The 23,358-nt window shown below is 30.0% G+C and carries 19 protein-coding genes; 13 read left to right on the top strand and 6 right to left on the bottom strand.

Features of this window, described 5'->3' with window-relative positions; translation table 11 throughout:
- The first annotated feature begins 21 nt into the window (after positions 1-21).
- Positions 22-2,625, top strand: a complete 2,604-nt coding sequence (locus ACW9UN_RS08605) for an AsmA family protein (protein ID WP_459485809.1) — start codon at positions 22-24, stop codon at positions 2,623-2,625.
- 16 nt (positions 2,626-2,641) lie between these two features.
- Here ACW9UN_RS08605 and ACW9UN_RS08600 read toward each other — a convergent pair whose 3' ends face one another.
- Positions 2,642-3,091, bottom strand: coding sequence for a DUF5362 family protein (locus ACW9UN_RS08600; protein WP_459485806.1), 450 nt, complete (start codon positions 3,089-3,091; stop codon positions 2,642-2,644).
- Positions 3,092-3,201: 110 nt separating this feature from the next.
- Positions 3,202-4,482, bottom strand: coding sequence for an ornithine--oxo-acid transaminase (rocD, locus tag ACW9UN_RS08595; protein ID WP_459485804.1), 1,281 nt, complete (start codon positions 4,480-4,482; stop codon positions 3,202-3,204).
- Between the two features lie 398 nt (positions 4,483-4,880).
- Between rocD and rlmD the strand changes: the two genes are divergently transcribed.
- A complete protein-coding gene (gene rlmD, locus ACW9UN_RS08590; RefSeq protein ID WP_459485802.1) occupies positions 4,881-6,332 on the top strand; it encodes a 23S rRNA (uracil(1939)-C(5))-methyltransferase RlmD in 1,452 nt (483 codons plus the stop codon).
- A gap of 142 nt (positions 6,333-6,474) precedes the next feature.
- Here the strand turns inward: rlmD and ACW9UN_RS08585 are convergent, their stop codons facing one another.
- Complete coding sequence (locus ACW9UN_RS08585) at positions 6,475-9,456, bottom strand: BspA family leucine-rich repeat surface protein (RefSeq protein ID WP_459485799.1); 2,982 nt, start codon at positions 9,454-9,456, stop codon at positions 6,475-6,477.
- A 273-nt stretch (positions 9,457-9,729) separates the two neighbouring features.
- Between ACW9UN_RS08585 and ACW9UN_RS08580 the strand changes: the two genes are divergently transcribed.
- The 9 genes from ACW9UN_RS08580 (at position 9,730) to ACW9UN_RS08540 (ending at position 15,537) form a co-directional block, all read left to right on the top strand.
- Complete coding sequence (locus tag ACW9UN_RS08580) at positions 9,730-10,020, top strand: 4a-hydroxytetrahydrobiopterin dehydratase (RefSeq protein ID WP_459485798.1); 291 nt, start codon at positions 9,730-9,732, stop codon at positions 10,018-10,020.
- A 4-nt stretch (positions 10,021-10,024) separates the two neighbouring features.
- A complete protein-coding gene (locus ACW9UN_RS08575) occupies positions 10,025-10,477 on the top strand; it encodes a DUF6452 family protein (RefSeq protein ID WP_459485796.1) in 453 nt (150 codons plus the stop codon).
- Complete coding sequence (locus ACW9UN_RS08570) at positions 10,458-11,180, top strand: DUF6048 family protein (RefSeq protein ID WP_459485794.1); 723 nt, start codon at positions 10,458-10,460, stop codon at positions 11,178-11,180. The genes ACW9UN_RS08575 and ACW9UN_RS08570 overlap by 20 nt, the downstream gene beginning before the upstream one ends.
- 130 nt (positions 11,181-11,310) lie before the next feature.
- The gene (locus tag ACW9UN_RS08565) at positions 11,311-12,258 is read left to right on the top strand and encodes an isopenicillin N synthase family dioxygenase (protein WP_459485792.1); all 948 of its coding nucleotides are present in this window, start codon (positions 11,311-11,313) and stop codon (positions 12,256-12,258) included.
- A 74-nt stretch (positions 12,259-12,332) separates the two neighbouring features.
- Positions 12,333-12,656: a translation initiation factor gene (locus ACW9UN_RS08560; RefSeq protein WP_459485789.1), complete on the top strand. Its 324-nt coding sequence runs from the start codon at positions 12,333-12,335 to the stop codon at positions 12,654-12,656.
- Positions 12,657-12,715: 59 nt separating this feature from the next.
- Complete coding sequence (locus tag ACW9UN_RS08555; RefSeq protein ID WP_459485787.1) at positions 12,716-13,660, top strand: DUF1835 domain-containing protein; 945 nt, start codon at positions 12,716-12,718, stop codon at positions 13,658-13,660.
- Positions 13,661-14,530, top strand: a complete 870-nt coding sequence (locus ACW9UN_RS08550) for a nucleoside phosphorylase (RefSeq protein ID WP_459485785.1) — start codon at positions 13,661-13,663, stop codon at positions 14,528-14,530.
- On the top strand, positions 14,530-15,390 hold the full coding sequence (locus tag ACW9UN_RS08545) for a substrate-binding domain-containing protein (protein WP_459485783.1): 861 nt from the start codon (positions 14,530-14,532) through the stop codon (positions 15,388-15,390). Before ACW9UN_RS08550 ends, ACW9UN_RS08545 begins: the two co-directional genes overlap by 1 nt.
- Before the next feature lie 18 nt (positions 15,391-15,408).
- Complete coding sequence (locus ACW9UN_RS08540; RefSeq protein ID WP_459485781.1) at positions 15,409-15,537, top strand: hypothetical protein; 129 nt, start codon at positions 15,409-15,411, stop codon at positions 15,535-15,537.
- A gap of 92 nt (positions 15,538-15,629) precedes the next feature.
- Here ACW9UN_RS08540 and ACW9UN_RS08535 read toward each other — a convergent pair whose 3' ends face one another.
- Positions 15,630-16,664, bottom strand: a complete 1,035-nt coding sequence (locus ACW9UN_RS08535) for a quinone-dependent dihydroorotate dehydrogenase (protein ID WP_459485779.1) — start codon at positions 16,662-16,664, stop codon at positions 15,630-15,632.
- A 233-nt stretch (positions 16,665-16,897) separates the two neighbouring features.
- Positions 16,898-19,324: a phenylalanine--tRNA ligase subunit beta gene (gene pheT / locus ACW9UN_RS08530; RefSeq protein WP_459485778.1), complete on the bottom strand. Its 2,427-nt coding sequence runs from the start codon at positions 19,322-19,324 to the stop codon at positions 16,898-16,900.
- Between the two features lie 133 nt (positions 19,325-19,457).
- Here pheT and ACW9UN_RS08525 point away from each other — a divergent pair, with 133 nt between their 5' ends.
- Entirely contained in the window at positions 19,458-20,672 is a 1,215-nt protein-coding gene (locus ACW9UN_RS08525) for a TlpA disulfide reductase family protein (RefSeq protein ID WP_459485775.1), read from the top strand.
- A gap of 133 nt (positions 20,673-20,805) precedes the next feature.
- Positions 20,806-22,809, top strand: coding sequence for an LTA synthase family protein (locus tag ACW9UN_RS08520; RefSeq protein ID WP_459485773.1), 2,004 nt, complete (start codon positions 20,806-20,808; stop codon positions 22,807-22,809).
- Here ACW9UN_RS08520 and ACW9UN_RS08515 read toward each other — a convergent pair.
- Positions 22,798-23,358: a phosphatase PAP2 family protein gene (locus ACW9UN_RS08515; RefSeq protein ID WP_459485770.1), complete on the bottom strand. Its 561-nt coding sequence runs from the start codon at positions 23,356-23,358 to the stop codon at positions 22,798-22,800. The genes ACW9UN_RS08520 and ACW9UN_RS08515 overlap by 12 nt on opposite strands.

The raw sequence follows: 23,358 nt of genomic DNA, 5'->3' as shown, positions 1-23,358 counted from the left end.
CATATAAAAAGACCTTTCATTATGAATCAAAAGAAAAAAAAGTCCTTAGGAAAAAGAATTTTAAAATGGAGTATAATTACCTTACTCGTTGTAATAATTGCTTTATTTTCTGCGCCATTTTTATTTAAAGATAAGATAGAGCAATTGGTTACAAAAACCGTTAACACCAATATCAATGCAACTTTTTCTTTCTCAGAAACCGATTTGAGTTTTTTTAGAGATTTTCCTTTAGCTAACATTTCAATTAATGATGTAATACTTGCCAATAAAGTACCTTTTACGGGTGATACTCTTTACCAAGCCAAATCACTAAACTTGAGCATGAAAATTACAGAACTTTTTAAAAGTGCTGATGAAACGATACAGCTAAAAAGCATCAAAACATCAAAAGGTACAGTAAATATTATATTTAATGAAAAAGGCGATGGAAATTTTGATATTGCGCTTCCATCTGACAACAAATCAACTCCAGAAACTTCAAAAAATACATTTTCTTTAAGTATTCAAGACTATGCTTTAGAAGATATGAACTTCAACTACATTGATAGAGGCTCTAATATGCAATTGCATTTAAATAGTATTAATCATACAGGAAAAGGAAATTTTGCAGATGATGTGTTAGATTTAGATACACAATCTAAAGCAATTTTATCTTTTGATTATGATAACGTAAACTATATACACGATGTTGCTATTTCTTTAGACGCAATTTTAGGCATTGATTTAAAAAATAGTAAATATTCGTTTAAAGAAAATACAGGTTACATTAATCAATTGCCTTTACATTTCGATGGTTTTATTCAATTAGTTGATGAAAATCAGTTATACGACATCAATTTTAAAACACCAACTTCTGGTTTTAAAAACTTACTGGCTTTATTACCCAAGCAATATTCTGGAAATTTAAACACCATACAAACTAAAGGGAATTTTGATTTAAAAGGAACTGTAAAAGGAACTTTATCTACAACTACAATTCCGGCTTTTGATATTTCTTTTGCCTCAAATAATGCAATGTTTAAATATGCTGATTTACCAAAAGCTGTGCAAAATATTAATATCGATGCCAAAATTATTAACAAAACAGGGTTGACTAAAGACACCTATATAAACGTAAATAATTTGAATTTTAAAATTGATGATGATGTATTTGCAACAAATGCTACTATTGCCAATTTAACTACAAACCCTAAAATTCAATTATCTGCTAAAGGTAAAATGAATTTGGCAAATATTGGTAAAGTATATCCTGCACCAATTCAACAAGAATTGGCAGGTATGTTAACTGCGGATGTTACATCGAGTTTTGATATGAATGCTATTGAAAAAGGATTATATCAAAACATTAAAAATGCAGGAACCATAGGTGTTGATAATTTTAAATATGATAGTAAAGATGTAGCGAATGCTTTTTACATCAACAAAACTGAAATCCGTTTTAACACAAACGCTATTGAATTAAGAGATTTTGATGCAAAAACAGGGAATTCAGACATTTCAGTAAAAGGTGGCTTAGATAATTTCTACGGATTTTTATTTAATGATGAAAAGTTAAAAGGAAACTTTAATTTAAAATCTAACAATTTTAAAGTTGATGATTTTTTAACCACAGAAGAATCTGCATCAACAGAAACCACAACAGAAAATAGACAACTAAAAATTCCTGCTTTTCTAAATTGTAAAATTGTAGCAAATGCAAAAAATGTAACCTATGATAATATCAATTTAAAAAATGTTTCAGGAACCATTTATGTTAAGGATGAAACTGTAAACTTACAAAATTTAAAATCTGATGTTTTTGGAGGTAAAATTGGTTTTGATGGTAATGTATCTACCAAAGGAAAAAGCTCATCCTTTAAAATGGATTTAGACTTAAATCAATTGAATATTTCTGAGTCATTTACCAATTTAGAAATGTTAAAATCTATTGCCCCAATTGCAAAAACCATTGGCGGTAAAATAAACTCTAAAATCGAAGTTTCTGGGAATTTAAATGATGATATGACTCCGAATTTAAAAACCATTACTGGTAATTTATTTGGTAAATTATTAGACCCAAAACTAGACGCAAGCAATTCAAAAACCTTGTCTTTGTTAGACCGTAAAGTAAACTTTTTAGATATAAGTAAATTAAATTTAGATGGAATTAACGCGTATTTTGCCTTTAAAGATGGACAAGTAAACGTAAAACCGATTCCTCTAAATTATAAAGATATTGGTATAGAAATTTCTGGAAACCACACTTTTAATAATACAATGAATTATGATGTTACCTTTGATGTTCCTGTAAAATATTTAGGATCAGAAGTTACCAGCCTTATTTCAAAATTATCAACAAAAGATGCAGCTAGTATAAAAAGTGTACCTGTAAAAGCCAATTTAACGGGTAGTTTTACCAACCCAAACTTTTCTACAAATCTAAAAGATGCCACCTCTAACTTAGTAAAAGATTTGGTTGAAAAACAAAAACAAAATTTACTTGATAAAGGAAAAAACAAATTAACAGATTTGTTAGGTGTAAAAAAAGATACTGCAAAAAAAGAGGATACAACCGATAAAATTAAAGGTGTTTTAGGTAATCTTTTTGGCAAAAAGAAAAAAGACACCACTAAAAATAACAATTAAGCGTTAATTCAAATTTTTAAATCAGAGAACCGGCAAAAATCGAAAAAACAAAGACCAATACGTACAATGAAATAACAATAATAGTAGTAACTCCAATGAATTTAAAGTGCGATTTTAAGTTCTTAAAGGCCTCAGCTAAAGTATCGTCGTTTTTAGTTGCCAAAGCTTCTTTCATTTTTCTTGAAAATTTAAACAAATACAAAACAGGAAAAATATAAAGAATTGCAGCTAAAAAATACACAATCATTAAATAGGTACCCATGTTAGAAATACCTTGTGCTTGAGTTGCCATATCTAACATGGGTGCATACACTGTACCCATCAAAATAGCGACTACTACAAACAATAAAATACTTATAAATCCTAAGATAGAAAAGAAAAAACACCATCTACCTATTTCTCTTAAAAAACCTTTCGATTTTGAAGTTAATACTAATTGCTCTAATTGGGTTAATGGGCTTTTCATCGTTTTTAAATTGTTTTAAATTGTAACTTATCAAAAATAAAAAAAAGAAGCCACAAAATCGCAACATTAAATTTGAGATTTTGTGGCTTGCACTAATTTATAAGTCAATATTATTCGCCAAAATCAGTAATTGTCTTTTTTATAATAGCAATACAATCACGTAACTGCTCTTCATTCATTACCAAAGGTGGTGCAAAACGAATGATATTTCCATGGGTTGGTTTTGCTAACAAACCATTATCTCTTAGTTTGATGCATATATCCCAGGCTGTAGAACTATCTTCAGAATCGTTAATTAAAATCGCGTTTAGCAAACCTTTTCCACGAACTGATTTTACCAAATCATTTGTTTTACAAAATTCTGTCAATTCAGTTCTAAATAGCTCACCTAATTTATCTGCATTTTCCGCTAAATTTTCATCTTTTACCACGTTTAAAGCAGCAATTGCCACAGCAGCAGCAATAGGGTTTCCACCAAATGTAGAACCATGATTTCCAGGTCTAATTACATTCATAATCGCATCATTAGCCAAAACTGCAGAAACAGGATATGCACCACCACTTAATGCTTTTCCTAAAATTAAAATATCTGGTTTTACTTCAGGAGTTCCAGAACAATTTTTATCTGCACAAGCACAATTTCCGCAAGTAGCTAATAAACGACCAGTTCTTGCAATTCCAGTTTGTACTTCATCTGCAATAAATAATACATTATAATCTTCACACAATTGTTTTGCAGCTGCTAAATAGCCTTCAGAAGGCACATATACTCCTGCTTCTCCTTGAATAGGCTCTACTAAAAAAGCAGCAACATTAGGATTATTTTCCAACGCTTCTTGCAATTCTTGTAAATTATCATATTCAATTTTAATAAAGCCTTTGGTATAAGGTCCAAAATTTTTACGTGCCACAGGATCGTTAGAAAACGAAATAATGGTAGTTGTACGTCCGTGAAAATTATTTTCACAAACTATAATTTCGGCTTTATTTTCATCAATTCCTTTTACTTCATACGCCCATTTTCTAGCTATTTTTAATGCAGTTTCCACAGCTTCTGCACCCGTGTTCATTGGCAATAACTTGTCAAATCCGAATAATTCTGTGGCGAATTTTTCATATTTTCCAAGCATATCATTGTAAAAAGCTCTTGAAGTTAAGCTTAATGTTTTTGCCTGATTCACCATTGCATCTACAATTTTTGGATGACAATGCCCTTGATTTACAGCAGAATAGGCAGATAAGAAATCATAAAACTTTTTCCCTTCTGCATCCCAAACATGCACACCTTCACCTTTACTTAAAACCACTGGCAGTGGATGATAATTATGCGCACCATACTTGTTTTCTAATTCAATCGCTTCTTGCGAACTTAATTTGTCTAAAACAGTCATTTTAATCACTTTAAATGTTTATACTAAAAACATTCCTGTTCTACCTTTATCCTTTCAGAAAGTCCTGAAAATTCAGCGTGGGAAAGAAATCATCCCTGAAGTTGTGCAAAAATAGTGAAAAAAAAATGCCCATCCTAACCTTCCCAAAGCGAAGGAACTCCAATTTATGTGGAGTTTTATTTGGGCGTTCCCTAAAGGTCGGGCTTTACGTTATATCCCTGAAACAAGTTCAGGGGATGCCACTTCAATCCCTAACGCATATTGCTATGCCTAAATTGAAGTTATCATAGCAATTGTATCGCTTTTTTTAGACTTCATAGGTTTTAAAAACCTGTAAAGTCTTTTCTAATTTCTATCAATAAGTTTTCATAATTTTGCAAACCCATAAAAACACAAAAATGCCACGTAGAGAACGCAATAAATTTGTAAAAAGAAATCAAGTTTTAGAATTAAAAATTGAAGATTACGCTTTTGGCGGAAAAGGAATTGCTAGGATTCATTCAGATGAAGGTAGTTTTGTGGTTTTTGTGCCCAATACTTTACCAGGGCAATTGGTAAAAGCACAAATTAAAAAGACAAGTAAAAAATACGCTGAAGCAAAATTAATGGATGTTTTACAACCTTCACCTGATGAAGTTGAAGTTCCATTTCAAGATATTCCTGGTGCACCTTACATTCAATTGCCTATTGAACTGCAACATCAATATAAAAAAGAAAGTACGTTATCTCTTTTTAAAAGAATTGGGAAAGTTGAGAATATTGATGATTTATTTGATGAATTTATCTCCTCTCCTAACGTTTTTCATTACAGAAATAAAATGGAATATGGTTTTTCAGCCATTGGTTATGACAGAATTGCAAAACGCGATAAAGACGAATTTACTTTAGGTTTTAAAAGACGTGGAGTTTGGTGGATGGGAGATAATCTGGACAAAGATTCTGGATTGTTTGACAAACAGCTGGAAGACAATTTAATAAACATCAGAAAATACTGCCAAGAAACTGGTTTAGATCCTTGGCATGGACCTCGTAAAGAAGGATTTTTCAGATATTTTGTAGTGCGTAAATCGTATAAAACTGATGAACTCTTATTCAATTTGGTAACCACTTCTTATGATTTGTCGAAGTTCGACCTCCAAAAATTTGCAAAATTTCTTGTAGAACTTTTTGGCAATAGAGTCGCAGGTTTATTACACACAATAAATGACGAAATTGGTGATAGAACCATTGCAACTTCAGGAAGTATCAGCCTAATTTACGGAAAAGACAAAATTGTTGAGGAACTACTGGGTTTGAATTTCGAAATTAGTATGAAAAGCTTTTTTCAGACCAATCCTAAATCCGCAGAAAAATTATATTCAAAAGTTGTAGAATATGTTTTAGAGGATAAAACCAAAGTAGACAATACTGTGGTGATGGATTTATTTTGTGGTACTGGAACTATTGGGCAAATTGTAGCATCAAAAAGTGAAAATGCAAAAATTGTGGGTGTAGATATTGTGGCATCTGCTATAGAAGATGCCAAAGAAAATGCTAAAAGAAACAAGATTAGTGGTGTAAAATTTTATGCCGCTGATGTAGGGAAATTTTTGCAACAACATCCTGAATATCAAAATAAAATAAAAACCATTATTCTTGACCCTGCAAGAGCTGGAATTGTGCCTAAAACCCTACAGAAAATCATCAACTTAAATGCAGATAGAATGGTTTATGTTTCTTGTAACCCTGCTACACAAGCTAGAGATACAGAACTATTAAGACAAGCTGGATATCAAATTAAAAAATTGAGTTTGGTAGATCAATTTCCACATACATCACATATTGAAACTGTTGTTTTGTTTGAGAGATAAAAGAGGCTCTCTGAAAAGTGATTAACTTGTCATTTTGAGCGCAGTCGAAAAATATCTTTTAATTTACAATCAATATTTTAACTATTTTGAGATTCTTCATTTCACTCAGAATAACACTTTTGCGATAGCCTCTTCTTATATTTTAATTTCCCGAGCATTTTTCAGGGTCTCCAAGGTTGGGTTTGTGTTCATCTGACCATTCTGGCAAAGTATCTTCTGAAAAATCAAAGTATTCTTCCACATTGCAAACGTTCCAAGAGCTAATATCTTGATTAAAGGACTTTGCATCTCCAAACATTCTTCTCATATTTTTCACATTACTCACATTCCAAGAACTAATATCTTTATTAAAAACCAATGTAGAATTAAACATAAACTCCATTGTGGTTACATTACTAACATCCCAAGAATCAAGATTTTGGTTGAAAAATTCTGCACCATAAAACATAGCTTCCATATTTGTGACATTGCTAACATTCCAAAAAATTAAAGGTTGATTAAAATCTCTTGTAGCAAAGAACATTTGCTCCATATTAACAACACTAGAAACATCCCAAGAGCCTATGTCTTTGTTAAAATCTCTTTGATTGAATAAATTAGACATGTCAGTTATTCCTGTGGTTACTACTTTTGAAACATCTTTCTTTGTTCTTACCATTTCTCTTAAAGCTAGCTCACCAACCAAAGTATACTCTATTCCGTTTAAAACACTTATTGTTCCTACAGTTATATTTTCTTTTGCTTTTATAGTAACTCCATTTTTATCAATGTAGAAAGCATTCTCTTTAAAACAATCTTTTTCTATAAAAAAAGGTTTTTTAGAACGGCTCCAGTTAGAAGAGGTGTTTGAAGAAAAACTTTCATATTCAAAAACTCCGCAAATACTCCAATTGCTAATATCTTGATTGAATGCTTTTGCTCCACTAAACATTCTAGACATTTTAGCAACATTGGAAACATTCCATGTGCTAATATTTTGGTTAAATGTAGCTGCGCCTTCAAACATACCTTCCATAACAGTAACATTGGAAACATCCCATGCAGTAATATTTTGATTGAATGCTATTGCACCAGCAAACATTTCGTTCATATTTTCTATGTTACTAACATTCCAACTGCTAATATCTTGATTAAAAGTTGACGCATCTTTAAACATCTCTCGTACAGTAATTACATTATTTAAATCCCATGAATTAATAAGCTGATTAAATGATGATGCGCCTAGAAACATAGCAATCATATATTTTACATTGCTAACATTCCAAGAGTTAATATTCTGGTTAAAAGATTCAGCACCAGAAAACATAAAATTCATATTTGTTACTTTACTTACATCCCAAGAACCAATATCTTGATTAAATGAGCTTGCTTCTGAAAACATACCTCCCATCGAAATTACGTTACTTACATTCCAAGAACTAATATCTTGATTAAATGAGGACGCTCTTAAAAATATACTTACCATCGAAGTTACGTTACTTACATTCCAAGAACCAATGTCTTGATTAAATGAGGTTGCTTCTGAAAACATCCTGTCCATAATTTTTACATTACCTACATCCCAAGAACCAATATCTTGATTAAAAGAATCTGTTTTAGAAAACATAGATTCCATTATAGTTACGTTACTAACATCCCAAGCATCTAAATTTTGATTAAATAATGTTGCTCCACTGAACATAAAATTCATATCTTCTACTTTGCTTACATTCCACGAATGTAAAGGTTGATTGAATTCTTTTGCTCCAAAGAACAAATTTTCCATGTCGATTACATTACTAACATTCCAAGCATCTATATTTTGGTTAAATAATGTTGCTCCACTGAACATAAAACTCATATCTTCTACTTTACTTACATTCCAAGAATGTAAAGGTTGATTGAATTCTTTTGCTCCATTAAACATTCGGCTCATATGAATTACATTACTAACATCCCAATTATTGAGATCTTGATTAAATGACGCTGCTCCCCTAAACATAGAACCCATTGAAGTTATATTACTTACATTCCAAGAACCAATATCCTGATTGAATGATGTTGCTTCATTAAACATGCCAAAAATACGCGTCACACTACTTACATCCCAAGAACCGATATCTTGATTAAATGAGCTTGCTTCCCTAAACATAAAATGCATATCTGTTACATTACTAACATCCCAAGAACCTATATCTTGATTAAAAGAAGGTGCTCTCCAAAACATTTGGCTCATATCTGTTACATCGCTTACATCCCAAGAACTAATATCTTGATTAAAAGTTCTTTGAAAAGTAAAAATACGTGACATATCAGTAATTCCAGTAGTTACCACTTTAGATATGTTTTTAGAAGTTTTAGCCATAACCCTTAATTCAATTTCACTGACTAAAGTATATTCAGCTCCATTAAAAATGGCTTTGGTACCTACAGCAACATCATCATACGCTTTTATAGTAACTCCATTTTCTGCAAAATAAAAAGCTGAATTTACAGCAAAGGTGTAGGTTTTACTATTGGTTGGAACGTCTGTTTGTTTGTGTTTTGAACCCTTGTAATGGGCAGTGTATTCCAATTCATCTCCTGCATTAAAAAATGGTGTACCTAAAGCTGATTTTGCTTGTAATGCTTTTTTCGAAGCTGAGATTGCTTCAAGACTAGCTTTTGAGGCTTTAGCCTGAGTAACCAATACTTTGGTTTGATAATTACGATTTCCCTGTTGTAGTTTTACAATAAAAACGCCTATACTACTTGGCGCAAAAGTTATTGTATGTAAACCCTGTCCAAATTCTCTATTTAGTAAAGCTATTTGTCTTCCTGTTACATCAAAAACAGAAATCTTGTGTTGTTGGGTTTGATTTGAGAAAAACTGAATACTTGTATTTCCTCTTGTTGGATTTGGAAAAACATTTTGAATACCTTCTTTTGAGGTTTGTAAAAAAGTATCTGTAGACAATACTCTTGTAGAGAGATTTACAATAAAATCATCTTTTACTACAAAAGAATTTCCTGTAGTTACATTGTTTATTGAAATACTATCTAAAGCAATGGTATTTACATTTTCATCTTTTGCCTCAAAAGACAAAACTATGTCTTGTGCTTTTACAAAAGACATAATAAAAAGAAAGCATAGAGTAAGGTTCATTTTCATAGTGCAGTATTTATTTAATACTACAAAAAAACAAAATAATTTACTTTTAAATTATTAATTAAGAGTGTTTTTTTATTAGTAAATGGAAAATTACCTGTGTTTGCTTTCTATTTATTTATCATGTTTACAATATGAAAAATATTATTTAAAAGATTAGAACGTTATTTAAAAAAATTGGTTTTATTTTAGCCCATGAAATATTTTTCCTGTATCAAAGCGTCAATGTTTTAATACTATAATCATTTTATAAATAAAAATTCTCCCAAAATGAAAAAATTAACAAACTTTGAAATTGAAAAAAGATTAGAAAACTTAACAGACTGGGATTTCTATGATAACGCATTACATACCGATTTTGAATTTGATAACTTTAAAGATTGTATGTCTGCCATGAACAGAATTGCATTTGAATGTGAAGCTTTAAATCATCACCCAGAATGGACAAATGTCTATAATACTTTAGATATATCATTAACTACTCACGATGCTGGTGGTGTAACAGAGTTAGATTTTAAATTAGCTCACCTAATCATCACTATCGTTGAAGTTGAAGAATAATACTATGAAAAAAATAGTTGGTCTTCTTTTCTTATTTATAACTATAATCACTGCCTGTGAAAAAGACGATTTTTGCACGCAAAACCCAGTAACATCAAAATTAATTCTCCGATTTTATGATGCTGATAATAAAACAACAACAAAAGAAGCTGAATCACTTTATGTTTGGGCAGAAGGAAAGGACAGCCTTTTTATAAACATTGCTACAGATTCTTTAGTACTGCCATTAAATAGCAACAGCAATCAGACCATTTATAATTTTTCAAAAAATGGAGTTATCGAACAATTGACTATAAATTATATGGCAGAAAATAAATATATTTCTCGCTCATGTGGTTTTAAAATTAGCTTTAATGATGTATCATTCTCTCTGTCAAATAATTGGATTACCGATTTTACTACAATAGAAACAACATTAGATAATCAAAATGCAGCACATGTTCAAGTATTTCATTAATTTTTTACTGTTATTTATTGTTGTTGATGCATTTTCTCAAGAACAACCTAAAGATAGTTTAGCCATTTTAAATGATTCTGTTGTGTATAAATCACCTTATGGAATTCGTCTAGGAATTGATATTAGTAAACCGATTTTGGCCTCTGTTGACGGTAATTACAATAACGGATTTGAAATTGTAGCCGACTACAGAATTAAAAAGCGTCTTTTCATAGCCGCAGAATTGGGTTATGAAGATGTAACTACACAAGAAGATTTTACAAATTCTACTGTTAATGGAACTTATATTAGGTTAGGAGTAAATTATAACTTGTATGAAAATTGGTTAGATATGAATAACGAAATATTAGCTGGTTTTAGATATGGATTAAGTATTTTCGACCAAACCCTAAATAACTATACAGCAAATGTTGTTAATGGCGAAAGTAATGGTGCGCCTTATTTTCCTGGAGAATTAGTTACATCAAATACAACTTCAAATTTAAATACACATTGGTCTGAATTTATGCTAGGGTTTAAGGTAGAAACATTTCAAAATGTTTTTGTAAGTGCAAGCCTTAGCTATAAAATTGCAATAAGTATAAAAGAACCTGATAATTTTAAAACCTTGTATGCTCCTGGTTTTAATAGAATCTTTGATAGTAGTACTGGTTTTGGGTTTAATTATACAATTTCTTACTTAATTCCGTTTTCTAAAAAATAAAATTACTGAGAATTTAGTACTTTTACCCTCAAAATAAAACAAATATCTAAATGTAAGGCTTTGATTTTTACGAATTTCCGAAACCTTTTTTTTGTAACTTTAAACGCTCGTTTAGTTAAATAAACTGAAAATGAATAACATACCTAGTGTAAATTTAGCTGATTTTTTATCAAATGATAAAATAAGAAAACAAAAATTCATTAATGATATTGGTCACGCTTATGAAAATATTGGTTTTGTAGCTCTAAAAGGTCATTTTTTAGATGATACTTTAGTTGATAATTTATATAAAGAAATCAAGAATTTTTTTGATTTACCAACAGAAATAAAAGAAAAATATGAAATACCAGGTATTGGAGGCCAAAGAGGTTATGTATCGTTTGGCAAAGAATCTGCAAAAGGTAAAAAAGAAGGCGATTTAAAAGAGTTTTGGCACTTTGGGCAATATGTAGATAAAGACTCTAAATATGCAAATGAGTATCCTGAAAATGTAATTGTAGAAGAATTACCAAACTTCAACGAAGTTGGTAAAAAAACATACCAAATGTTAGAAAAAACTGCAAAGTATGTATTGCGTTCTCTAGCTTTACACCTAGGCTTAGAAGAAACGTATTTTGATAATTACATCAAAAATGGGAATAGTATTTTACGCCCTATTCATTATCCACCTATAAAAACTGAACCAAAAGGAGCCGAAAGAGCAGCAGCACATGGAGATATTAATTTGATCACCTTATTAATGGGTGCTCAAGGAAAAGGTTTACAAGTTCAAAACCATAAAGGAGAATGGATTGACGCTATGGCAAAGCCAGATGAATTGATGATTAATGTTGGTGATATGTTATCTAGGCATAGTAATAATAAATTAAAATCAACAATACACAGAGTAACCAATCCACCAAAAGAAATGTGGGGTACTTCTCGATATTCAATTCCGTTTTTTATGCACCCTGTTTCTGATATGAAATTAGATGTTTTAGAGAATTGTATCGACGAAAATAATCCAAAACAATTTGATAACATTACAGCAGGAGAATTTTTAGAAGAACGTTTAAAAGAATTAGGGCTTAAAAAATAGTATGCAGTTAAACAGTAGCAGTTTGCAGTCAAATGCTTACTGAATACTGAATACTGAATACTGAATACTGAAAAATGGATTTAAAAGATCAACTTAAAAACTTATTTCCAGATCATAAGGAAACTCAAGAACCAGTTAAAGAAAAATCTAATATTTGGTTACAAGAAGATCCTATACTTTGCAAATACGAAAAAAGAAAAGGTAAACCAATAACCATATTAGAAGGTTATACAGGTGCTACATCAGATTTTAAAATATTAGCCAAAGAAATTAAAACTAAACTTTCTGTTGGTGGTAGTTTTAAAGATGATAAAATCATTATTCAAGGTGATTTTAGAGATAAAATAATGACGATGCTAAAAGAAAAAGGATTTAAGGTAAAACGTGTTGGGGGCTAGCGCTTTAAACACAAAAATCAACTAACATTAACAACTAAAACGAATTGTAAAATTAAATTATGGGGGCATCAATTTTACACATTACCAATGGTGATAGCACAACAAACTATCTGAAAAAATTAAAATTTTCTGGAGAATTTATTACTTGGCGAGAAATGCTTTGCGAAGGCAAAACAACAACAGACGTAGGTAGCGAAGCATTTTGGAAAAACAGATTTGATTTTTTTAAAACATCGTATAAAGTAAGTAAACAAAAGTTTATTGACTATACTTTAAAAGAATATAGAAATCTTTGCAATAAAAAGAGTCAAAAAGAAATAGTTTTATGGTTTGAGTACGATTTGTTTTGTCAAATTAATATGATTGGTGTACTAAGTTGGCTAAAACGTTACAGAAAAGGATACCACATTTCCTTGGTTTGTAGTGGTAAAGTTGGCAACTCTAAAACAATGTTTGCCTTACCTGAATTAAACGAAAAACAAATTCAAAGTCACTTTAAAAATAGAATAGAACTTACTCAAGATGATATTGAATATGCCGACTATATTTGGCAACTGTATTGTTCAGATTCTCCACTTCGACTAGAAACCGTACATAAATTTAATACCAATTCACCATTTAAATATTTAGCCTCTGCTATAGAGGCGCACTTAAAACGCTATCCGTCTATAGAAAATGGTTTAAATAATGTAGAAAATAGAATTTTAAAGACGGTTTATAAACAAAATCTAAAATCTAAAAATCAATTAATTGGCCAATTATTAAAAGATGAAAATGTTTATGGTTATGGTGATTTGCAATACGAAAATAAAATTAACGAATTAAGAAAATTATTTTATTCTTTTAACCCAGTTAAATTAACTAAAAAAGGAAAAGATGTTTTGCTTAATCAAGTGAATTTTTATGGCCAAATAAGAAATGATATTTCTTATCTTGGTGGCTCAAAAAAATACAGCTTTTTATACCATAATCAATCTGAGAAGTTGTTTCAAATAACCTCATAAATGCCTATTCAAAATTCTGAACTTATTTTAAATCCTGATGGTAGTATATATCATCTAAATCTAAAACCTAAACATATTGCGCCTACCATAATATTTGTAGGCGATCAAGATAGGGTTAATAAAGTAACACAACATTTTGATTCTATTGAGTTTTCTACGCAAAAAAGAGAATTTAAAACTACAACTGGTACTTTTAAAGGAAAAAGAATTTCTGTAATTTCTACAGGAATTGGTCCAGATAACATAGATATTGTACTCAATGAATTAGATGCTTTGGTTAATATTGATTTAGATTCTAGAAGCGTAAAAAAAGAGTTAACCTCTTTAAATATTGTTAGAATTGGAACTTCTGGGTCTTTACAAAAAGATATTCCTGTAGATTCTTTTGTAGTGAGTTCCCATGGTTTAGATTTAAATGGAATGTTACACTACTATCAAATTGAAAATATTAGAAATACTGATATTGAAAATGCCTTTCTAACACATACTAATTGGAGTTCTAACAAAGCTAAACCTCTTATTATTGACAATAGCAAACATTTAGAAGATAAACTATCTTCACATAAAACATACACTGGAATTACTGCAACTGCGGGTGGTTTTTATGGACCACAAGGCCGAATTTTAAGATTAGCCATTCAAGACAATAACTTAAACCATAAAATTGATAGTTTTAGATATAAAAAACATCGAATTACAAATTTAGAAATGGAAACTTCAGCAATTTATGGTTTATCCAAATTAATGGGGCATCATGCGTGTTCTATAAACGCTATAATTGCAAATAGAGCGAATGGAACATTTAGTGAAAACCCAAAGAAAGTTATTGCTAACTTAATTGAATATACATTGCAGAAATTGGTAGAATAATGACAAACTTAAAAGTTGGTGGAGTCCCAGAACATTTCAATTATCCATGGTACATCACTCTAAAAAACAAAGAATACAACAAACACAATATTAATTTACGCTGGCAAGATTATCCTGGAGGTACAGGCCAAATGTGCAAGGCTTTAAGAGATGGTTCTGTAGATATTGCTATTGTACTTACAGAAGGAATCATTAAAGATATAGGAGCAGGAAACCCTTCTAAAATTGTACAAACCTTTGTAAAAACACCTTTAATTTGGGGCATTCATGTTGGCGCTAAATCATCATTTAAAAAAATTGAAGACCTTAAAAATGCAACAATTGCCATCAGTAGATTTGGTTCTGGATCGCATTTAATGGCCATTGTAAATGCTTACAATCAAGGTTGGGATATCAATAATCTAAAATTTAAGGTGATAAAAAACCTTAAAGGTGGTATTGATGCGCTTACTCATGAAGAGGCTGATTATTTTATGTGGGAACATTTTACTACCAAGCCTTTAGTAGACAATGGTACTTTTAGAAGAATTGGCGATTGCCCTACGCCTTGGCCATGTTTTGTTATTGCTGTAAGAAATGAAGTTTTAGAAAATAATTTTGATGAAGTAAAAAAAGTTTTGGAAATTATTAATAATCAAACCAAAGACTTTAAAAAAAATCCTACTATTGATGAAATTCTAGCAAAAAGATACGAACAAAAATTAGAAGATATTCAAGAGTGGTTAAAAATTACAGATTGGAATGCTGGAAAACCAATTACTAAAAATTTAATTACACGTATTCAAAATAAAATGGTACGCTTTAACGTTATTGAAAAGAAGAAAAATTCGGGTGATTTCATAAAAAATATGTATTTTTAGCTCATAAAAAAGTAACCAATGAAAAAAGCAGTATTTATTGCAGTTTGTATTTTAGGAATTATTTGTTTTTCATCTTGTAGAAGTACATCTCAATCTTGTGGTTTAGCCGACAACCAAACAACAATAAACCAAGTTGATGTTGTATAGCATTAATTTGTTTCTTAATTTCGAATTCAATGAATCCACTTTTTAAGTGGATTTTTTATTTTGAGCGTTAAAAAGTTTAAGGAGAATAAAAATCAAGTGTTTTTTAAAATTGCCTTATTTATTTTTTTTACCAAACTTGGCCCTTCGTAGATAAAGCCTGTATATATTTGAACCAAATCTGCACCTGCTTCTAATTTCTCTAAAGCATCTTCCGCTGAATGAATACCTCCCACTCCTATAATTGGAAAAGCTTTATTCGATTTTTTAGCTAAATATTCAATTACTTTGGTACTTTGATTTTTAATCGGCTGTCCGCTTACACCTCCATTACCAATTTCTTGCAAACGTTCTGGAGTAGCTTTTAGATTATTTCTTGAAGTAGACGTATTAGAAGCAATTACCCCGTCAATTTTTGTTTCAGCAACCAATTCTATAATTTCATCTAACTGAGTATTATTTAAATCTGGCGCAATTTTTAAAAGAATTGGTTTTTGTTGTTCTTTTTGAAGGTTTAATTTTTGACATGCTGTAATTAACTCAACCAAATATTCTTTATCATTTAATTTAGCATGACTGCCAACATTTGGACAACTCACGTTTAATACAAAATAATCTACATAAGGATGCAAACCTTTAAAGCATTCTAAATAATCTGCTGTATAATTTTCTGGTAAAGTTTGTGTGTTTTTCCCAATATTACCACCAATAATTACTCTGCCTTTGTTGTTTTTTAACTTTTCTATTGCAGTTGATAAACCTTCGTTATTAAAACCCATTCTATTGATGATACCTTGATCATCTTTTAAACGAAATAATCTTTTTTTAGGATTACCTGCTTGCCCTTTTGGGGTTACTGTACCTATTTCTATAAAACCAAATCCGAAGTTAGCTAACTCATTATATAGTACCGCATTTTTATCAAAACCAGCAGCCAAACCAACAGGATTTTTAAACGTTAAGCCAAATAAATTACGTTCTAACTTTTTATTATTAACTTGATAAATACTTCTAAAAATACCAGAAACAAAAGGAATTTTACATAAAACTCGAATTAAAGAAAAGGTAAAATAGTGTATTTTTTCTGGATCGAAAAGAAAGAAGATCGGTCTAATTATTAGTTTATACATTTTGTGTGTTGCTATTCACTAAAAAATAAGATTCTTTTGTCATTTCCACCTTGTGGAGAAATCTATATAACTGTATTTTTTAGATTTCTCGGTTTCGTTTTACTCCACTCGAAATGACAATATAATATTCAAATTATTCAGTTTTACTTAGTTATGATTTTATTTTAATTTTAATAGATTCCTGCTTTCGCAGGAATAACAACCTAAAAAAAGCTCCAAAAAGGAGCTTTTGTTTATCGTAAAACAGCTTCTAAATTTTTCTCAAAACTTTGCTGTAATTTCTGCATAATTTTATCAATTTGTTTGTCTTCTAAAGTTTTGGTTTCGTCTTGTAAAACAAAACTTACTGCATACGATTTTTTACCTTCGGGTAAATTATCGCCTTCATAAACATCAAATAAATCAACTTCCTTTAACAACTTTCGTTCAGATTGAAATGCTAAATTATAAACTTCCTTAAATGCTATTGATGTATTTAATAATAATGCCAAATCTCTTTTAACCGAAGGAAATTTTGCTAAATTAGAAACTTTAACATTTTTTTTGCCTGAGAATTTCTGTACAGTATCCCAATTGATATCAGCAAATAATACCTCTTGTTTAATTCCGAATTCTTTTAATAAAGTACGTTTTACAACACCGAATTCTACTAACTTTATTTTTCCTAAACCTAAAGTAATTCCTTCTGAAAATACATCATTTTTAACAGGTGATGCTTTTAATTTTTGAATTCCTAATCGTTCTAAAACTGAAATTAATACACCTTTTAGGTAAAAGAAATCAGAATTTGTAGGGTTTGTTTTCCAAGAATCTTTAGTTCTACTACCTGTTACAAATAAGGTTAAATGCTTATCTTCTTGATACTTGCCATTGTATTTATGATAGGTTTTACCAAACTCATAAAACTTTAACGCGTTATTTTTTCTATTGATATTATAGGCAACAGATTCTAAACCACTAAATAACATCGATTGACGCATTACTGCCAAATCATTGCTTAATGGGTTTAACATTTCTACTTTGTCATCATCATTAATATGGTCTGAAAACGTATTATATTCTGGTTTTGTTAATGAATTTGCCATGGTTTCATTAAAACCTAAAGCACTTAATTGATTGGCAACAACGTTTTCTATTTTGGTTTGTTTATTTTCATCAAATGTTATTGACGAATTTAATTTATTAGAAAACTCGATATTATTGTAACCATATACACGTAAAATTTCTTCAATTATATCTGCTTCTCTTTGCACATCTGTTCTGTAAGAAGGTATGGTTAAACCTAAGCCTCCAGCAGTTTCGCTATTAATTTTAATTTCTAAAGAAGCTAAAATATTTTTAATTTTTTCTTTCGGAATCTCTTGACCAATTAATCGATATGCATTTTCATAAGACAAAAATACTTGAAAATCCTCCATTTTAATTGGGTAAAAATCCGAAATATCTGATGCCATTTTTCCTCCAGCATACTCTTCAATTAATAACGCTGCTCTTTTTAATGCGTATTTGGTACAATTGATGTCTATACCTCTTTCAAAACGAAAAGAAGCATCTGTATTTAAGCCATGTCTTTTTGCTGTTTTTCTAACAGATACAGGGTTAAAATAAGCACTTTCTAAAAAGATTGAGGTTGTATTTTCGGTAACACCAGATTTTAATCCGCCAAACACTCCACCAATACAAAGTGGATTTTCATCGGCATCACAAATTATAATATCATCTGCAGATAAAGATCTTTCTACTTCATCTAAGGTGGTAAATTTAGTACCTTCTTCTAAAGTTTTTACTATAATTTTATTTCCTTTTATTTTTTGAGCATCAAAAGCATGTAAAGGTTGCCCAAGTTCATGGAGCACGTAATTGGTAATATCTACAATATTATTTTTAGGCGTAATTCCAATAACTTTCAAACGGTTTTTAATCCACTCAGGAGATTCTTTTACTTCGATATCTGTGATAGTAATTCCACAATAACGAGGCACTAAATCCTTGTCTTCTACTTCAACATCAAAACGTAAGGTTCTTTCATCTACATGAAAATCGCTAACAGAAGGTGATATCAATTCTAATTTTAAATCTTTTTGAATTAGTCCTGCTCTTAAATCTCTAGCCACTCCATAATGGCTCATAGCATCAGATCTGTTGGGTGTTAAACCAATTTCGAATACAAAATCAGTTTCTATCTCAAAAACTTCGGCTGCTGGAGTACCTGGTTCTATTTTATCGTCTAAAACTAAAATTCCATCATGGCTGTTCCCTAAACCTAGTTCGTCTTCGGCACAAATCATTCCAAAACTTTCTTCGCCTCTTATTTTTCCTTTTTTAATTCTAAAGCCTTCACCTTTATCATCATATAAAGTTGTACCAACTGTAGCTACTAACACCTTTTGGCCTGCTGCAACATTTGGTGCTCCACATACAATTTGTACAGGCTCTCCATCACCTAAATCTACAGTAGTTACCTTTAGTCTGTCTGCATTTGTATGTTGCACACAAGTTAACACTTTACCTGTAACTACTCCTTTTAAACTTCCTTTTATCGATTCTTTGGTTTCAATTCCTTCAACTTCTAAACCTAAATCTGTTAATAACTCACCAGTTTTAGTTACTTCCCAATCTACTTGCAAAAATTGTTTTAACCAATTGTATGATATTTTCATATTTTTTTCTAATCAATTTGAGGATACAAATTTAACCATTTTTAAAGATTACGATATACTTATTTCGTAGAAATTAATTGCAAAAAAAATAAGCAAATTATTGTAAATTTGCACCTGATTAATAATTAAAACGATGAGATTTTTAATACTGATATTCAGTGTATTACTTTTGTTTTCTTGTAAAAATAAATCTATAAAAACCCTGGATAAAGGAACCTATAGAGCAATTTTAAAAGTACAAGACCAGCAAGAATTACCTTTTATTTTTAAAGTAGAAAATGATTCTTTGATCACAATTTTTAATGCTGATGAACAAATTATAGTTGACGAAATAACGTATAAAAATGATTCTGTTACCATTAAACTGCCTGCTTTTGAAGGTTATCTTGTTGCAAAAATTAACAAAAGTGGCTTGCTAGGTAGTTTTATTAAACCTAGTTTAGATAGAGTTGTACCTTTTAAAGCTACAAAAAATAGTGTTCGTTTTTTGTCTAATGAAAATGCAAATGTGAATATAACAGGAAATTGGGAAACCGTTTTTAGTGCAAATTCGGAGACTGATAGCTATATAGCAAAAGGTATTTTTAATCAAAAAGAAAATAAAGTAACAGGCACCTTTAGAACCACTACAGGAGATTATAGATATCTAGAAGGGATTATGGATGGAGACTCTTTAAAAATATCTACTTTTGATGGTGCCCATGCTTTTTTATTTACTGCAAAAGCTTCGGATTCTACCTTAAACGGATTCTTCTATTCTGATAATCACTGGAAAGAGCCCTTTACTGCAAAACTAAATAACGACTACAAATTGCCAAAAGAAGACGATTTAACCTTTATTAAAGAAGGATATGAATATTTTGATTTCTCTTTTCCGGATACTAGAGGAAGGGTGATTTCTTTAAGTGATACTGAGTTTAAAGACAAGGTGATTATCATTCAAATTATGGGAACTTGGTGCCCAAATTGTTTGGACGAAAGTAAATATTTGGTTAATTATTTTAAAGAAAATCCGAATAATAACTTACAAATTATTGCTTTAGCATTTGAGGTTGCAAAAACGAGATCTACTGCTTATCAAAGAATTAATCGTTTTAAAGAAAGAGTTGGTATTGAATACCCCATTTTATTAGCTCAGTTTGGTAATGAGGCAAATAAAAATCTAGCGGCTAAAAAATTGCCAATGTTAAATCGTGTAATTTCTTATCCCACCACAATTTTTTTAGATAAAAACAAAAAAGTACGTAAAATTCATACTGGTTTTAATGGACCAGCAACAGGAGAAAAATATACTGAATTTACAGATGATTTTGAACATTTTGTGGATTCGTTACTAAATGAAGACTAATTTGGTTAATAAAATTTACTCTAAAAGTTGATTTTACAAAATTCATTACTATTAGAATATCTGAAATAAAATAAATGAATCCGTTTTAATTCTTTTCAACGATAATAAATACCTTTGCTTTAAATTAAAACCAATGTTGAGAAAAATTCCTAATTACATCAAGTATATTTTCAGTAATTTTTTGTTGTTGCTCGTATTCAGCGTTATTTTTAGAATTATTTTTTATTATTTTTTTGCAGAATTAGAAACTGCAAGTATTTTTCAAAAACAAACTGCATTTTTGTTGGGCATACGCTTTGACATTAAACTTGCTTCAATTGCTATATTTCCTTTGGCTATTTTAATTTTAATTGTAAACAACCGCTTTTTTAAGTGTGCATTTTACAAAAAACTAGCCAACATTTATCTTGTACTCGTTTATACAATTCTTGCACTCTTTTATCTAACCGATTTTGGCTATTATGATTATTTGTCTGTTAGATTAGATGCAGCCTCTTTACGTTTTCTTGAAGATTTACAAATTTCATCACAAGTACTGTTAGAAAGTTACCCTGTTTTTAAAGGGCTTTTGGGACTATTGATTTTGGGTTTGTTAATCTATAAAACCTCTAAATACCTATATCAAAAATACAACAACAATCAAATTAACCTGAATAAAAAAATAAAAACTGTTTATTTTATAGCTACATTTTTAGTGTTAGCTTTTAGTATTTATAACAGTTTTACTCATTATCCATTACGTTGGAGTGAAGCTTTTTTCTCTAAAAACAGTAAGGTGAATCAGTTTGCCTTGAACCCTGTGTTGTATTTTTTTGATAGCTTTAAATTTAGAAGCGAAGGTGTAAATATGGAGGAGTTTAAAAAATATTATCCTGTTATTGCCAAAGATTTAAATTTAAAAAAAGATAGTGTTTCCTTTACACGTAAAGTTATTTTTAAAGATACTTTACAAACGAAACCCAATGTTGTTTTTGTAATGTTAGAATCTGTGGGTGTAAAACCATTAAGTTACTACGGAAACCCCATTAATTCATCGCCAAAAATTGATTCTTTAATTCCGAAAAGTTTAAGTTTTAACAAATTTTATGTGCATAGATCTGGCACAGCCGCTAGCGTGTTTGCAAGTGTTACTGGTTTACCAGATATTAATGATGTAAAAACTGCTTCTAGAAACCCTTTAATTATAGACCAACGTATTTTATTTGATCAATTTAAAGGATATGAAAAATTGTATTTTTTAGGAGGAAGTGCAAATTGGGCTAATATTAGAGGCGTTTTTCAAGCAAATATAAAAGGGCTTAAAATTTTTGAAGAAGGTAGTTACAGCACAGAAAACAGAGCAGATGTTTGGGGAATTGATGACTACGATTTGTTTAAAGAATCTGATAAGGAACTTAGAAAATTACACCAACAAAAAAAACCTTTTGTTGCCTATATACAAACAGCTTCTAATCATATTCCTTTTACAGTTCCTGATCAAAAAGAAAGTTTTACTCCACTTACAGATGATGAAATTTCTAGTAATTTATTGAAAAAATCTGGATTTAAATCTGTTGCTCAATTAAATGCGTTACGTTATTTAGATTTTAATATTGGTCGTTTTTTAGAAAGAGCTAAAACTTCTGGTTATTATGATGATACTGTTTTTGTGTTTTTTGGAGATCATAATACTATGATGAACAGAAATAAACAATACACAAACGAGCATGATTTAAATATCAACTTGCAACATGCTTTGCTTTTTATTCACGCACCAAAATTTGTAGAGCCAAAGGTATATACTAAAAATGCGAAATTAGTAGATCTTTTTCCTACAGTAATGAGTATTTTAAAAATAAACCATACAAATTATACTTTAGGTAGAAATCTTTTAGATACCGTTTCTTATAAAAACCCTTCTTCTTTTGTGTATTTAAGAATGAAAGGAGAACCAACAGTTGGAATTCTTCAAGATAGCTTGTATTACTATAAAACAAACATTTCTAAAACTAAAGGTTTGTTCAATTTAAAAAGTGAAAAGTTGGTAAATATAAAAGAAAAATATCCGTATAAAACTTTTCAGATGGATAGTCTTTTAAATGCTTACTATCATGCTACAAAGTATTTGTATTTTAACAATAAAAAATCAGGCAAATAATTTTTGGTCTAATTTTTTAAAGAAAAAATAATAAATATTTGCTAGCACTACTCCTGTTAAAATTCCTAATAAAATATCAATAGGAAAATGAACCCCTAAATACAATCTACTATAGGCAAATAGTAAAGGAAAAAGTAAGATTAAGTAAATACGTTTGTACTTTTTTCTTAACAATAAAACCACAAATACTGAAAAAAAAGTAGATGTTGTTGCATGACCTGAGATAAAACTATAACTCTGTGGCCTAATTAAAGTTCTCAGAGAATCTTTAATTTGCGGATCGTTATTTGGGCGCAATCGTGCAGTGTAATCTTTAATTATGTTAACAAATTGGTCTGAAAAAGCAACAAGTAAAATCATGGCCAAAATCATAAAACCCCCTCTTTTCCAACCAAAAGATTTTATAATTAAATAAAAGATTAAAACAAACAACGGGGCCCAATGCAATTGATTGGTAATTGCCAACCAAAATGGGTCCCATTGTTCGCTTCCTAAATTATTTAAAAAAACTAATAGTTCTTTGTCTTTTTGTATGATAGATTCGAACAA

The sequence above is a fragment of the Polaribacter litoreus genome (genome assembly GCF_054584775.1).
Note: the sequence above shows the minus strand (reverse complement) of the source record. Positions and strands in the feature narration are given on the sequence as shown.

What these genes read in the sequence shown, in the direction of transcription:
- ACW9UN_RS08605 (WP_459485809.1), top strand. Translation starts at nt 22, where the DNA reads ATGAATCAAAAGAAAAAAAAGTCCTTAGGAAAAAGAATTTTAAAATGG.
- ACW9UN_RS08600 (WP_459485806.1), bottom strand. Translation starts at nt 3,091, where the DNA reads ATGAAAAGCCCATTAACCCAATTAGAGCAATTAGTATTAACTTCAAAA.
- rocD (WP_459485804.1), bottom strand. Translation starts at nt 4,482, where the DNA reads ATGACTGTTTTAGACAAATTAAGTTCGCAAGAAGCGATTGAATTAGAA.
- rlmD (WP_459485802.1), top strand. Translation starts at nt 4,881, where the DNA reads ATGCCACGTAGAGAACGCAATAAATTTGTAAAAAGAAATCAAGTTTTA.
- ACW9UN_RS08585 (WP_459485799.1), bottom strand. Translation starts at nt 9,456, where the DNA reads ATGAACCTTACTCTATGCTTTCTTTTTATTATGTCTTTTGTAAAAGCA.
- ACW9UN_RS08580 (WP_459485798.1), top strand. Translation starts at nt 9,730, where the DNA reads ATGAAAAAATTAACAAACTTTGAAATTGAAAAAAGATTAGAAAACTTA.
- ACW9UN_RS08575 (WP_459485796.1), top strand. Translation starts at nt 10,025, where the DNA reads ATGAAAAAAATAGTTGGTCTTCTTTTCTTATTTATAACTATAATCACT.
- ACW9UN_RS08570 (WP_459485794.1), top strand. Translation starts at nt 10,458, where the DNA reads ATGTTCAAGTATTTCATTAATTTTTTACTGTTATTTATTGTTGTTGAT.
- ACW9UN_RS08565 (WP_459485792.1), top strand. Translation starts at nt 11,311, where the DNA reads ATGAATAACATACCTAGTGTAAATTTAGCTGATTTTTTATCAAATGAT.
- ACW9UN_RS08560 (WP_459485789.1), top strand. Translation starts at nt 12,333, where the DNA reads ATGGATTTAAAAGATCAACTTAAAAACTTATTTCCAGATCATAAGGAA.
- ACW9UN_RS08555 (WP_459485787.1), top strand. Translation starts at nt 12,716, where the DNA reads ATGGGGGCATCAATTTTACACATTACCAATGGTGATAGCACAACAAAC.
- ACW9UN_RS08550 (WP_459485785.1), top strand. Translation starts at nt 13,661, where the DNA reads ATGCCTATTCAAAATTCTGAACTTATTTTAAATCCTGATGGTAGTATA.
- ACW9UN_RS08545 (WP_459485783.1), top strand. Translation starts at nt 14,530, where the DNA reads ATGACAAACTTAAAAGTTGGTGGAGTCCCAGAACATTTCAATTATCCA.
- ACW9UN_RS08540 (WP_459485781.1), top strand. Translation starts at nt 15,409, where the DNA reads ATGAAAAAAGCAGTATTTATTGCAGTTTGTATTTTAGGAATTATTTGT.
- ACW9UN_RS08535 (WP_459485779.1), bottom strand. Translation starts at nt 16,664, where the DNA reads ATGTATAAACTAATAATTAGACCGATCTTCTTTCTTTTCGATCCAGAA.
- pheT (WP_459485778.1), bottom strand. Translation starts at nt 19,324, where the DNA reads ATGAAAATATCATACAATTGGTTAAAACAATTTTTGCAAGTAGATTGG.
- ACW9UN_RS08525 (WP_459485775.1), top strand. Translation starts at nt 19,458, where the DNA reads ATGAGATTTTTAATACTGATATTCAGTGTATTACTTTTGTTTTCTTGT.
- ACW9UN_RS08520 (WP_459485773.1), top strand. Translation starts at nt 20,806, where the DNA reads ATGTTGAGAAAAATTCCTAATTACATCAAGTATATTTTCAGTAATTTT.